The organism is Streptomyces griseoluteus, assembly GCF_004784465.1.
Taxonomy (GTDB): Bacteria; Actinomycetota; Actinomycetes; order Streptomycetales; family Streptomycetaceae; genus Streptomyces; species Streptomyces griseoluteus.
Window position 1 is genome coordinate 353,757 of record NZ_SRRU01000003.1, and the last position, 13,523, is coordinate 367,279.

Annotated in this window: 10 protein-coding genes; 2 read left to right on the forward strand and 8 right to left on the reverse strand. The window is 67.5% G+C overall.

Translation table 11 applies throughout. The features are described 5' to 3' along the window. Positions 1-235 precede the first annotated feature (235 nt). Together E5082_RS10475 and E5082_RS32650 are read right to left on the reverse strand one after the other, a co-directional pair. Positions 236-1,333, reverse strand: a complete 1,098-nt coding sequence (locus tag E5082_RS10475) for an IS110 family RNA-guided transposase (protein ID WP_167514028.1) — start codon at positions 1,331-1,333, stop codon at positions 236-238. Between the two features lie 626 nt (positions 1,334-1,959). Continuing rightward, positions 1,960-2,097: a hypothetical protein gene (locus E5082_RS32650; protein ID WP_208766234.1), complete on the reverse strand. Its 138-nt coding sequence runs from the start codon at positions 2,095-2,097 to the stop codon at positions 1,960-1,962. 64 nt (positions 2,098-2,161) lie between these two features. Here E5082_RS32650 and E5082_RS10480 point away from each other — a divergent pair, with 64 nt between their 5' ends. Continuing rightward, positions 2,162-2,998 carry a pentapeptide repeat-containing protein gene (locus E5082_RS10480; protein WP_135790993.1) on the forward strand — a complete coding sequence of 279 codons (837 nt, stop codon included), beginning with the start codon at positions 2,162-2,164 and terminating at the stop codon, positions 2,996-2,998. 26 nt (positions 2,999-3,024) lie between these two features. On the opposite strand, the gene E5082_RS10485 is transcribed toward E5082_RS10480, so the two are convergent. From E5082_RS10485 to E5082_RS10505, 5 genes are all read right to left on the reverse strand, one after another. Beyond that, positions 3,025-3,789 (reverse strand): TatD family hydrolase, encoded by a 765-nt coding sequence (locus E5082_RS10485; RefSeq protein ID WP_135790994.1) that lies wholly within the window; start codon positions 3,787-3,789, stop codon positions 3,025-3,027. Beyond that, on the reverse strand, positions 3,773-5,044 hold the full coding sequence (locus E5082_RS10490) for an adenine nucleotide alpha hydrolase family protein (protein WP_135790995.1): 1,272 nt from the start codon (positions 5,042-5,044) through the stop codon (positions 3,773-3,775). The genes E5082_RS10485 and E5082_RS10490 overlap by 17 nt, the downstream gene beginning before the upstream one ends. Continuing rightward, complete coding sequence (locus E5082_RS10495) at positions 5,041-5,874, reverse strand: hypothetical protein (protein ID WP_135790996.1); 834 nt, start codon at positions 5,872-5,874, stop codon at positions 5,041-5,043. Before E5082_RS10495 ends, E5082_RS10490 begins: the two co-directional genes overlap by 4 nt. Beyond that, a complete protein-coding gene (locus E5082_RS10500) occupies positions 5,874-7,562 on the reverse strand; it encodes a KAP family P-loop NTPase fold protein (RefSeq protein WP_167514029.1) in 1,689 nt (562 codons plus the stop codon). Before E5082_RS10500 ends, E5082_RS10495 begins: the two co-directional genes overlap by 1 nt. A gap of 1,142 nt (positions 7,563-8,704) precedes the next feature. Beyond that, positions 8,705-10,444: an AIPR family protein gene (locus E5082_RS10505; RefSeq protein WP_135790998.1), complete on the reverse strand. Its 1,740-nt coding sequence runs from the start codon at positions 10,442-10,444 to the stop codon at positions 8,705-8,707. A 939-nt stretch (positions 10,445-11,383) separates the two neighbouring features. On the opposite strand from E5082_RS10505, the gene E5082_RS32865 reads away from it, so the two are divergent. Further along, entirely contained in the window at positions 11,384-11,590 is a 207-nt protein-coding gene (locus E5082_RS32865) for a three-helix bundle dimerization domain-containing protein (protein WP_229918807.1), read from the forward strand. Positions 11,591-12,015: 425 nt separating this feature from the next. Here the strand turns inward: E5082_RS32865 and E5082_RS10515 are convergent, their stop codons facing one another. Then, positions 12,016-13,119, reverse strand: coding sequence for an AI-2E family transporter (locus E5082_RS10515; RefSeq protein ID WP_135790999.1), 1,104 nt, complete (start codon positions 13,117-13,119; stop codon positions 12,016-12,018). Between the last annotated feature and the right edge of the window lie 404 nt (positions 13,120-13,523).

A 13,523-nucleotide genomic window follows, 5' to 3' on the forward strand; every position in this document is an offset into this window, starting at 1 on the left:
TTACGGCTCCCCTCCCAGATGGGCGCAATCGCAAATCCAGCGTCCCGCGAGCATCGCAGGAGCGCGCACTGTGTGCGGAGCCGAACGCGGTCATGCGCGCAAGCACAGTCGAGATCACAGCGAAGCGCCGCCGGAGCGCTCCGGCGGGGCTTCGTCTCATGGCTCCGAGCAGAAGCCCCGTCGGGGGATGGTTCCCGGAAGGGCTTCACTGCTTCGCCCTCTCTCACGGACGCCCCTATAACGCGGGGGTGCGGGCAACCGGTCTGACCAGGTTGAATACCTCGCGGGCGGCATATCGCTTGAGGCATCGGATGATCTCGCGTCGGGTCTTGCCTTCCTGGGTGCGGCGTTCGTAGTACGCCTGGGTACGGGGGTCGTGGCGCAGGCGGGTGAAGACGATGCGGTGCAGGGCCGCGTTGGCCTGCCGGTCGCCGCCGTGGTTGAGCCGGCGCGTGCTCCGACGTCCGGAGGAGTACTCGATGGGGCTGACTCCGCAAAGGGCGGCAAAGGACGCCTCGGTGTTCAGCCGGTCGGGGTTGTCTCCCATGGTGATCAGGAGAGTGACGGCGCTGTCCGGGCCGATGCCCACCGGTTCGAGTAGCTGTGGGGCGTGGCGTTCGACGAGCCGGGTCAGGCGTTGGTTCAGCTCGTCGATCTGAGCGGTGAGCTGCTCGATGCGCTCGGCGAGCATGCGCAACGTCAGGTGGGTGGCCTGGGTCACCGCGTCCTCGTCTCCCCCACCGTCGGGTGAGCCGAGGCGTGCGCAGGTGCGGAACAGCTCGGCATTGCCCAGGCTGGACAGCTGTTCCCGCAGGGCGGGGTCGGCGATGACCAGGACGGCCTTGAGCTGGTTGATCGCCTGGGTACGGGCCTTGACCGCGGAGTCCTTGGCGAGCTTGAACAACCGGGCACTGTGCACCGGACCGTCACCGGACTTGGCCCGGGCCCGGGCGCGGCCACTGAGCACGGCCCGCGCGGCGGCCTGAGCGTCGAGCGGGTCCGACTTCCCGAGCAGCCGACGGGCCGACCGGTCGGGCCGGTTCACCTCATACACCTGAATCTGCTGGGCCAGCAGGTAGCGGGACAGGCCCGCGCCGAAGGTGCCGGTGCCCTCTACGCCGGCCCGGCGCACGGTACCCCGCTTACGGGCCCACACGAGCAGCTGCCGGTAGCCGGCCGCCGTCGCCGGAAAGGACTCCGATCCGAGGATCTTCCCGAGCGGGGAGATCACGGCGGCAACGTGCACCTCGCCGTGCGTGTCCACACCCAGTACGACCTCTTTCCGAGCGGGAGGATCCGTGCTCGAGGAGGTGCTGCGCTGTCTGGTCGTCATGGTGGTTTGCCTCGCGCGTGGTGACGTGCTGCTGGGTGGATGGCACCGGCCTGCTCGGGCGGTCTGAACCGTGATGGCGCCTGAAACTCGGCAAGGCCCCTATAGGGACACGCCCTGTGGCTCGGTGGCAGGCAGCATCCCGCAACGGCAGTCGACAGGTCCGTGACTGGACACTTCGGTCATAGATCTCACGAGTCAGACCTCCGCCCGGGACGGCACTGCGCAACCGTCCCATCGAACCCGGTACAGCGGCATGACTCGATCACTGCCGGATGACTTCGACCGAACCGACACTCAATCTGACTGAGCACGCTGACAAGGCGTTAGCTCTCGTCCACTTCTGACCGGTATTGGCGGGCGGGCATCAAGCAGTGAGGTGGCGACCTCACCGGCTGCAGCCCCTACTCCGCGATCAACACTCGATGGCCAACTCATAAGCAGAGGACTCTTGGGTCTGCTTCGATTGCGGATCGACCCACGAAGGCTCTATGTCTTCCGCGCCCAGGCCCGCCGCTGTCGTCCCACGTATGGGCATGTCCAGCGACTGCTCCCAAATCCGTCTCCGAAATTCCTGACAGGAGGCACGAGCGGGCCCGGCTGTGCGTCGACCTCAACATCGCGGGCGCCTACACCGACTCGAACTCGTCCGCCTTCTGGAACTGCGCCTCCTGCACGCCGACCGCCTCGACGTACTGCTGTACTTCTTCGGGACGAACTACGTCAAGGGCACGATCGCGTGGCGGCACGGGTACGGTAGTGGCCACCTCCCGTATTCCGTACGCGGCTTACAGTCGCCCCCGGTGGGCTGGGCGCGATAGAAACCGGGTCATGGAGTTGAAGAAGGTGTGGCCAGCCGTGATGGCTGTGCTGGGCGCGGCCGGGCTGGCGGGGGCGCTGGCTCTGATGTTCACTCCGCTGAGCCGGCGCCTTGCACGCTGGCTGGCCGGGCAGGACTGGTCGTCGATGGACACCGCGGCCCGGTCTGCGGCGGTGGGGCAAGTCCGGCTGGCCGTGGTGCAGGCCGTTGCGGGCATCGGTGCCGGCATCGCGCTGATCTATACCGCCCGGTCCTACCGGCTGAGCCGTCGCGGGCAGGTGACGGACCGCTTCACGAAGGCGCTGGAGCGGCTGAGTTCGGCTGAGCCGTATGTGTGCATCGGGGGTGTTCTGGCGCTGGAACAGATCGTCCAGGATGCCCCTGACCAGGGAGGGCATGCCGCGCGAGTGCTGAATGCGTTCGTGCGCCGCCATACGCAGCTTGCCGGTGCGCCGGGCGGTCTGGCGTCCGTGCAGCTTCCGGAGGAACCCGGCGAGATGGTTCAGGAGGCGCTGCGGGCGCTCACCGCACCTGGTTCACGGCGTCGAGGAGGTTCCTGGCCGCCGGTTGATCTCGCTGGACGTCATCTCGCGAAGGCCCGGCTGCCGGGGGCTGACCTGCGGGGGGCTCTCCTTGAGGGGGCGACGCTCAGGGGCGCCGTTCTGTGTCGGGCGCGGCTCGACGGTGCGGATCTGGCGGATGCCGATCTGGTGCGGGCGGACTTGTCCGGTGCGCGGGGGCTGACGGTCGAGCAGGTTCTTGCGGCCCGCGGTCTGCAGGACTGTGTGCTGCCGGAACCCGTGCGCAGTGATCCTCGGGTCGTGGAGCGTGTCAGCCGGGGTGAGTGACGCCGGTGGCTTCAACGGGCTGCGTGTCAGGCTTCCAGAGCCCAGTCCGCGACGGGTTCGGGAAGCCTGTCCAGGACGTGTGTGCGGGTGGTCAGTTCGCGCAGGTTCTGCCAGAAGCGTCGTCTGAGGTGTTCTGGTGTCATGCCGTGGAGTTGGGCGAGCCGTTGTTCGAGCCGGTCGATGTGGCCGGGGCGGGATGCGCCGGTGGTGCGCCGGCTGGCCGGAAAGTCGGTCTCCGGCAGCAGGCGCGTCAGGGGCAGGGAGGTCAGGATGTCGTCGGGCATGGCGGCGTTGACAGAGAAGTAGGCCCCCAAGGCGATGGCGTGTTGCCGCTCGGTGGGGCTGCCGAGGAACCAGTGCAGGATCATTCCGGGGTGCGGCTGGTCCGTCAGCAGGTCGAGGAGGGGGCCGGTGCGTCCGGTGCTGTGCAGTGACAGCAGAACGGCCTGGTCCTGTGCGGCATGGAGGATCTGGGCAAGTACGGTGCGTTGCCGCTCGAGGTTGCCTCGGCGGTCGAGGCCGACTTCCCCGATGAGGCAGGTGTGCCGCAAGGTAGCGCGGAACTGCTGCAGGTCGAAGGCATCGAGTGCTTCGGAAACGCCGGGGTGTACGCCGGATCCCCACACCAGGCGGGCGTCACGGCGCCGGCAGGCGCGGTGCGCTTCGGCCGGGGTGCGGGTGACGGCGAAGACGACGGCTCCCTGTAGGGCGTCGATCTGCGTGGGGGTCACATCGGGTGCGATGTGGGCGTGGCAGTCGAGCGGTGGCAATTCGTCAGGGAAGGGGGACATGGTTCAGCTCCTGCAGACCTCGTTGGCACATGTCCACGACGGCGTCGAGGTCTGTGTCGGGGGGGAGTTCACCGACGGCGAGGATGTCGGTGTCGTCGATGCCGCGGGCGATGGCCTGCCGCACGTCGTGGACGTCTTTACGACGGCGGTCCAGCAGCAGCTGGTGTGCTGCGCCGGTGAGGTGATCAACGAGGTAGGTGGTGGCGTCACGGTGGGGGCCCGCGGTGAATGATCCCCTGCGTACCAGGCAGGCCAGGCACAGGCCGCAGTTGAGGGTGGGGTCCCCGCCGGAGTACCAGTTGCCGTCGAGTTTGCTGCACGAGAGAGTTTTCGCCCCCGCCAGCAGCAGGGACTGGCCCGCACGGTCCAAGGCTCGCGCGAGGAGCTGTCCCTTGGTGAGGTAGGCGTAGGGGTTGGCCACCGTCACGGGGATGTCCAGGTTGGCCAGGAGCTCGTTGATGCGAGCGAACGTGCCCGGGTGGGTCGAGCGGGTGGACAGGGCGCCGCCCCGGGCTGCGGTCAGGGGCGGGTTGATGCTGGTGAAGCCGTTCTCGGGGACGGTCACCTGCGGGCTCGAAGCGCCGGCGGCGACCGCTGAGGCCAGGGCGGCGAACAACAGGCTGCGGCTGCGCGAGGAGGATTCCGCGGCGGAATGGGTCTGGCAGAGCTTCACGCTGAGGTGGCGCAGCGGCTGCCGCCCACGGCCGTTGAGCCAGGCAGTGGTCTGCTGCTGGGCGTGGCGGATGACGGTGCTGCCGTCGTAGTGGCTGAGGTGGATGCGCTCTGCCGTGTCACCAAGGTGGTCCGCGGCGCCGCACAAGGAGTCGAGTCCGCCGCTGAGGAGCATCACGTCGTCGGCGTCCGGCACGGGTGCCGGGCGGCGGCCGCCGGGAGCGGCGGGTACTGCGTGCAGGTGCCAGGCGTCGCCGGTGAGCCAGGACAGCAAGTCTTCGGTGAGCCGGCCGGACGAGGCGTTCCAGGGGTCGGGATCGACGGTGTGGACGGTGAGGTCGATGGTGCGCGCGAAGGTAGTGGGGCGACGGGCGCTGCGGTCGGCGAGGTAGGCGGAGGCAGCGATACGGACGAGGTCGGCGGCCGCGGCCGGTGCGGGGCCCAGGAGGTCGAGGTCCCAGCCGACTGTGCAGGTGACGGTCGGCGTGGGGCTGTGGGCGCGGGTGCGGGGCCAGTGCAGGGCGGTGGCGGAGGGCTCGTGCTGCTGTCCGTCGTGCGGCAGTACTTCGTAGGCGGTCGTCATGAGCGTCCTGCGCGCAGAATGCGCAGTGCCTCCCTCGTCACTCTCGCTGCTGTGGCGGTGAATTCCTTGACGGTCATGCGTCGGGTGTCGGGCACGGAGATATGACGTACTCGGCGTTGCAGCCAGGACCGCAGCCAGCCCTGTTTGCGGACGGCTTCTTCCGGGGTGAGGTTGTCGCTGGCTTTTTGGGACTGGAGCTCGACCAGGCCGAGTTCGTAGATCCATTCGGCGACGAGGCCGCGCAGGCTGTCTTCCGGCGTGGGCGGCTCGGCCGCGAGGAGGACCTCTTTGACGTGCTTGACGGTGGCCCTGCGCAGGGCCGCCTCATCGGGGTGTCCGGCGTCGCCGAGGACGGCCTGCAGGATGCGGGAGATCTGGGTGCGCCGTGGCAAGCTGCTCAGCTCGAGGAAGTCCAGGCCGAGTTCACGCAGTTGCGCGGCATCACCGTTACGCAGTGCGTAGGCTCCCGCGAGGGCTGCGGCACCGCGGGAGGAGCCTTTGAGCACTTGGCGCTGCGATCCGCCGCCGATACGGCCCGGGCCGGCCGCGCCCCCGGCTCCTCCTCCCCCGCCGCCACCGCCGCTGCCGCGGGCAGGGGCGATCAGGCCAGAAAGCGGATAGCCGCCGGCCGGCACCGTGCCGTGGTCCGCGTCGTCCTTGCTCAGCGCGGTGGCCAGCGCCTGCACGACGTCGTCAAGGAACTGCTGGCCGTCCGGCAGATCCAGAGTGTCCGCAGGTCCCGTTCCTATGCCGGGCAGGGCGTCGAAAGCGTCATGGGCCGCGCTCCACTCCGCGGAGCCGCTGCCTCCGTAAGAGCCTGATGTCCCCATCAGCGGCCCTCCTGTTCCACCTTGGCTGCTTCCTGCACCATCGGGTCAATGTCGGTGGCGTCTGCCAGGCGTGCCGCCAGGTCGCGCAGTTCCTCGCTGTCACTGTCGGCGATGTCCAGGGCGGAGCCGGGGGTGAGGTTGTGGCGCATATCCCACAGGCCGTCGGCGATGCGGCGGCGTAGGTCCTCGGTGGCCTTCGCGATGTACAGGAGGGACTCCACGAGCGGCTCACTCTCCTGTTCCCGGCGGCCGCGCTCCAACAGGGCCTCGACGACGGCCTGCTGCTCCGTGACCGGGCGTGCGGTCACCTCCTGCTGCGCGCTGCGCCGGTGCGGCTCGGCCTGACCGGCGAGGTGGGAGACCCAGGTGACCTGCTCCTGGGTGAGGGACGCAGCCGCGGTGAGGCTCACGAGAGAGGCGGCCAGGCTGAGGTAGGGGCCGATCGGGGCCGTGGTGAGGTCGGGTTCGGAAGCGGCCCAGTGCCTGCTAGCCTCACTGACCTGGTCCGGCCTGTCGTCACGTTCCCCCTTCCCCCATGCCTGCCAATGCTCAAGGAGTTCACTGCGCGGGACGTCCTGGAGTTTGACGAGGGTCTCGAAGTCCTTGCCGGGGCTATCCTCCAGCAGCATGAGCTTGACGATCACCGAGGGGTCGATGCTGATGCCCTGGCTCTCGGCGATCCGGGTCCGCAGGGCGAACGCGTTGAGAAAGCGTTTGATGCTCCGCGGGCTTCCGGACCGGTCGGCCGACAGACCGGTGGCCAGCCGACTGGCCAGAGCGAGCGAGGCCCCGTCGGGCTGCCACGGAAGACTCTGTAGATCCGACAGAACCGGCGACTGCCCAGCGGCCCGCCGCTGCTGGGCGTGCTCGACCAGCCGTGTGTAGTGCTCCGGCGAGCACTGGTGGGCCGAAAGCAGCAGAGCGATGAAGGTGGCTGCCTCGTCAGCGCCGATCCGCGGCAGCGACAGGGGCACCTGGACGATCTTCTCCAGATAGCGGTGGGCGAACCGCTCCCCCCGGCCCGTGGCGTCCAGACTGGCCGCGATCGACTCGCGCACCATGTCCTGGTCCGCCGCCAGGACGAACGCGACCTTCTCGACGGACAGGAACAGCTTGATGGCCTCCAGCGTGGCCATCACCGCGTCGGGCAAGCAGCGGTCCAGATCGTCGACCAGCACGACCAGACGTTTCATCTGCGTCAAGTCTCTGAGCAGGCCGGCGAACTCCTCCCGGAAGCCCGCCAGGCTCCTGGCATCGCTCTTCGAACGCGGCGTGAGGGCCTCGACCAAGCCCTCGGACTGAGCGACCAGCGACCCCCTCGCCATACTGACCGCAACACGTGACCAGCTCACACGCTCAAGAAGCCCATTGATCTTCTTCGGCAGGCCCTCCTGCGCCCCGTAGGCCGACAGAAGATCCTGCAGGACTTCACCGATCACGCCACCGCGCACATCGAACTGGTCGTCGAACTCCCAGGGATCGAGACGGATCACCCGGTAACCGTCTCGCCCGTCCAGCTCCTTGTGCAAAAGCCGCAGCACCGTCGACTTCCCGCCGCCCCAGGGCGCAGCGATCCCGATCGTCACCGGGTCCAGATACGGGATCTCGAGCGTGGCCACCACCGTGTCGACGATGGATGCGAAGCCCAGCAGGTCCACGCCTGTGGGATTGTCGTCCCACAGTCTCATGTCGCTCATCATCCCCCCAGCCCTGCAATGCTCCGCCGACGCCGCGCGCACAGCGCAATGGGTGTTCGGGGGGCCCGGCCAAGCGGCCGGCGCAGGTACCGTCGGCCCCGGGGCCGTCAACGCCCCAGTGTCACCCGGGAGCGGACACCCCGACCGTATCGCGCGACGACTCCCCTTCGATCGTCATACTTACCACAACAGCAGCAATCACCACAGCAGCTGACATGCTGCAACAAACGCCTCCCCTGTCAAAGGATCACTCCGTATGCTCCCGGCGCCGACACCATAAGCGCCCTGGGCCCGGCCAGGGCCTTCACCCAGCTGGGACGCTCGGCCATCCCGGGCACTGGGACCTGTCACTGCGAGGACCACCGACCTGCTCATGGGACGAAGAAGCTCAACTCCGCAGGCAGCGGCAGGCTCGCGACCCCCACCATGTTGGGCTCCGCGCCGAGCACGGCGCCACCTTCGGCACCGAACTGCTCCCCTCGGCACGAGTGAGCGAGGTCCTGGACCGTCTGCGGCGCAACGACGTCCGCTGCCGCTCCGTACTCGGTCTGCCTGACCTGGGCTGAACGGCCAAGACCGGAATCCGCAGTACGTCCGGGCCACTTCCTCCGCAGCCTTGCCCATGGGCCCGCAAGTCCTAACACGACGGCGAATATTTTCTCCCTGTCCGGGTGCTGGGGATCGGGCATGACGATCTGTCGGCCAGGCAGGAACACTCCTGCCGCGACCTACCGCACCGGTGACGGCAGGAGTCCTGACACGACGCCGGTCCCACCCCTGGCCGGGGTCGTCAACGTCGCCCGGACGGCAGGGACATCGCAGGCCGCACCGGCCGACGACAGCGTCAGGACGCCGGACCGGACGCGACGGTGTCGGCCGACGTCGGGGCAGTTTCCAGAGCGGATCCTGATGTACCGAACCGATGCAGGCTGAGGGCTCCGGCTCTTGCGTCCGCGATGTTGCGTCGTCGGCCCTTGGGCTGGACTTCTTCGAGTCCAGGCAGCGACGGCTTCGGCCCTTGGGCCGTGCGCCGTCCGCGCTTATCGCCGCCGCGAAATGGCACTGGGCCGGGCCACGCCAGCCGACCCCATCATCGGCCGTGGACATGCCCGGCAGCATTTCCTGGGTAGCGCTCAGCCTTCGATGTGATAACGGCTCTGGGACACGACGGCTTGGCGAATCTTGGTGGTGAAGTCGGGGGTACGGGCGATCCGGTCTACGCCGCCGGCCTTGTTGCGGCGGAGGACGCTTTTGAAGCTCTGTTCCAGAGTGCCTGTCATGCGGAACATCAAGTCGTCACTGAGGTGCCCGGGTTCGATGTTGAGCAGGTCTCGCGGCGAAGGCTGCCGCAGCCGAGTGAGTGTGTAGGCGGACATGGCTGCCAGCGGGTAGAGCCAGTTCTCCAGCGAGTCACCCAGCAAGGGCCGGTCTTCGGCATACCGGGTGAGAAACGCGCGCAGCCTGGTGTGCACATCGAGGCACAAGGGGTAGATGTCCAGATCATACCGAGGGGAGAAGATCTGCGCGTAGTGCTGGTCGTCGAGTAGTAGCGCGTCAGAGTGTCGCAGCGCGGTATGTGGCTCGCGCAGAGCGAAGGCGGTGAACTCTCGGGCAAGCCTGGCCATGCTGACGACCCGATCGAGGGGAAACCCGAGGTTGCGGTAGTAGCTGGCTCGGCGCTCGTAGTAGTAGCCGCCCGCCTGGCCGAGGCTCTCTTCGATGTCTTTCTGAATGGACTCGGTGGCTCGCAGTGCGCCGGCGGGCAGCTGGGTCTGGCTGTTGGTCGCTCGGATGATGCGGTCGCGAGCCGTGCCGGATTCAGGCGCGACAACGATCTTGACGAGGAGGGACCGGTCGCGGTGCTGACCACCGTTCTGAATGTAGCTGTATATCTCGTGGCTGGTCTGGAGCCCGTTGACGATCTGAGGCTCTTTGACCACGATCCTCTTGCCGGCGATCTGGGCAGCGTCCGCGACGACGGTGACACCGTTGTTGAACCACCAGAAGTCCTCGCCGGTCCCGGACTTCAGAGTTTCGCCGATGGCGTTGTTCACGGCCGTAGACCCTGCGTAGTCGCGCACGTTGGACTCGAACAGCTCCAAGCGCAACGCTTCGTTATCGGACGTGATGAAGCGGTAGTACTCGTCCAGCCGCGCCAGACAGACATATCCCTCGCCGAGCGATGTGCTCATGGGTGTTTCGGTGAACACTAGCTGTGCGACAGCTTTGGCTCCGCGGGCAGTCCGCTCGCGCAGGTCAGCGGCGCTAAGGTATTCAAGGTCGGCCCGGGTGTCGGAAGTGATCTTCGCCAGCTGGCGTCTGAGCCTGTCGCCCTTGGCCTTGACGTTGGGGTGCGGTGTCTCCGCCGACTTGTTCGCATAGATGACCTTGATGCGAACTTGCGGGAAGGACGATGCCAGTTCTTCGAGGATATGCAGGAAGCGGCGCGTGCGTTCGAGCAGCTTGGCGTTGGTGTGGGCGACCAGGTCTTCCTCGTCCCGGCCCATGTCCAACAGAGCGGGTAGATGGAAGTGCAGCTTCTCGATCACCGACTCCTGGTATCCCGAGGAGTTCTTCGCCTGCAAGATGACCAACTCGATCTTGCCGGCACGCGACGGGAGAAACTGGTGAGCATCAGCGGTGATGTAGCGCTCGTCCACGAACGTCCAGATGCCGTCGATGCCGCAATCATGCGCGCCGTCGACGATGCCGTCCGTGATCTCGTCGTTGTCCAGGTCCCAGTCCTGCAGAGCCTTGTCCGCGGCGAAGAACGTGAAGAAGTCATCCCGATTCTTGTCCGGCGCCAGCTTGCGATGCTGGTCCTCCAGGATTCGTTCCAACAACCGCTGATCATTGCTTTGCACCGACACCACGCAAGCCCCCCAACGTCACCTGTCAGTGAGATGTTGACAGGCCCGACCGGCTATGAACAGGTCGCGCACGAATTTCCGAGCACCCCTCCCCACGCCCCCGTAGACCGCACCAGCCATGGACCAGGCTGCTCCCCGAGCCACCGGCGACTCTCACGCTCCCGCGTCCGATGGTGGCTGGATGGTCGCGTGCACGGTCAGCCATCCGCGCGCCCTCGAAAGGACAGCCAGAGCCGGGACACCGAGCGTGAACTTTGCAGTAGCGGACAGTGTGCGCCGCAGTCGACCGCGCACAGTTCTTGGGCCGCAAGCTGTGGCTCGACCCTGGAGGCTTGCTGTCACCGCGTCCCCGCCTCCGTACTCGGAGAGGAGGAGCCCCAAGTGAAAGGACACCCAAGACAGACGCACAAACCCACCCGCTCAAGAGCCCTGCCGGACCGCACCTGCGGAGCTTCTCGTCGAACGCCGCTATCACAAGCCGATCACCAACTGAGTCGACGCCTTCAGATCAAAACGCTCTGAGCTGGCCTTACACGGTCACCTTGGACTTACCTGGACGCCTGCAGACGGTCTCTACAACCTGTGCCATGTGGTACTGCGGCCCACTCGCTAGCACCACGTACCACTCATCAAGATCCGGACCAGGTGCGGGCCGCGACGTGGACCTGCACCTCACGGCGCGTGTCATCCAGCGTTTCTCGGAGGACCTCAAGGCGACGACGGCTGTTCGACTGAAGCCCGGTTCGCGGTGGGTGACCGTGCACCTCGACTGCGACGGCGACCTCCTGATGAGCCTGGTCAGCATCGCGCTGCAGGCGCGTCAGGCGGTGTGTCCGCTCGTGGACGCACCGCCCGCTACGTGCGATTTCCGCCGCGTCACGATGCCGGACCGCGACAATGACCTGAACCACACAGGACCACCAGGTGACGCGAGCGGGAGCCGTGGCGACCGACCCCCGCGAGGACGAGGCCATTCGGGGCGTCTACGAGCAACTGAAGGCCGCCTACGGCGAAACGCACAGCCCTGGCGACATCCAGGCGGTCGTGGCGGGTGCCTGTGCCGTGTTCGGGGACGGGCCGGTACGTGACTTCATTCCGATCCTCGTCGAGCACAGGGCGCGCCGGATCCTCGACGGGGCTTCCGGGTGACGGTCGCGGCTCGATCCGAGGCCCCCGCCGCATGAACGTCCTGCGCGGCCTCACCTTGCCGTACGCCCTGATCGCACTGCCCACCGTCGCTGCCGGCGCCGTCGGCGTGGTGCGACTGCGCTGGTCTCGGCCGCCACCGGCGGCTCCGGGAACACGAGCTACCGCACCAGCGCGGGGGGACCCAGGGCCTGCGTGATCCGGCCGTGGCCCGTCCGGGATCGCCCCGGCCAGTGTGCGTGCACGCGGCATACGCCGAGAGCGCCATGACGGCGGCGTCAACTGTGCAAAGTCGTCGCCGGCCACATCCGATTCGATCCGGCTCGATCGGTCAGTGCTGGGGGCGCGGACGGGCATGGAAGGTGGAACAGGGGAGGCTCACGATGACTCGCTGTGCTTGTGGCGTGGCGGCCGAATTCCATGGACGGTCATTCAGGGTCGCCGGAGCCGTCGGCGTTCTCGGGACCCTTGTCTGCCCGCATCGGCAGCCTCAGCGGCCGACCGTCGCGGTGAGCCCAGATGTCACCGAGGACGACCTGGATGATGCCGGTGACGGGGATCGCCAGCAGGGCACCGAGGATACCGGCTACTTCGGCGGCGATCAGGACGGCCAGCAGCACGGTAAGGGGATTGAGCTTCACCGTCCGGGACAGGATGACCGGTTGCAGGAGGTGGTTCTCGGCCTGCTGGTAGACGATGAAGAAGACGATGGCTCCGATACCGGCCGGCAGGGAGTGGACGAACGCCACTGACGAGGCGACGACAGCCCCTATGGTGGCGCCCACCAGGGGGATGAGGTCGGTCAGGGCGACGAAGAGGGCCAGGAGGCCGGCGAACGGGACTCCGGAAACCAGCAGCATGACGTAGGTCAGGAGCCCGCATATGAAGCTGATCAGTAGGTTTCCGGTCAGGTAACCGTTGACGGTACGGGCGCAAGCGGCTCCCACGCGGCGTATGCGGGCCGCGGGCGCCTCGTCCACGAGGGCCAGAGCCCGATCGATGGCCTTGGGACCCTCCAGGACCATCAGATAAGCCAGGACAAAAATCGTGAGAGCGCCGGTCGCGGTACCCACGGCACCGCGGACGAACTTCAACGCGGGCGTGCTCAGTCCTGTGGCCAACGCGCCGATCTGCGTTGGATGCCGCTGGACATACTGCAGAACGTGCATCCGCTCCAGCAGGTTACCGACCGGCCCGCGGCCGGCTCGGATGTCCCCGATCATCGCGGGCAGACGATCGGCGAACCGGCTTCCCTCCTGAACCAAGGGGATGACGAGCAGGGCGATCACCGCGCCGACGGCTGCGGCAGCAGCGAAGAAGACCAGCAAGGTGGCCACCGACCGTCGGCACCGCGGCACCCGTCGCTGCAGCACCTCGACGGCCGGGTGGAGGGAGACGGCCAAGAACAACGCGATGACCGCCCAGATCAAGACCCGGCGAGCGTGAACCACCAGCTCGAGTACGACGTAGGTGGCGAGCAGCAGCCCGATGGTGGCAAGGATGGTTCGCACCGGAACCGGACGCGATGCCATAGGCGCCGGGTGCCCAGCCCCAGTCATGGGAAACGAGAGGGCGGCGCCAGCACCCGTCGCCGGGCCGCCGACCACGTCCTGGGCGTTGGCCGCCTCTCTCGGCCGGCGCTGAAGAGGGCCGCCGCCGGCTCTCACCTGTAGTCCGCTGTACTCCGCGGTTGAAGCGGGCATCAGGGTGAGGAGAGCACCCAGACCACTGGTCGGCACCTGAACATCCCGACCGGGTAGGGCCGCAAAGCACGTGGCGGTGGCCGCCGGCGCAATCGCAGGACCGTCGGCTTGGTGGGAGACGGCGCCCTCAGCCGCCGGCGTGATCGCTACGGTCCTGCTGTCGCCGGGTGATATGCGCCGGGCCGATTCATGCGGCCTGTCGGTACGTGCCAGATCTCGGCTTGGACCGTGAG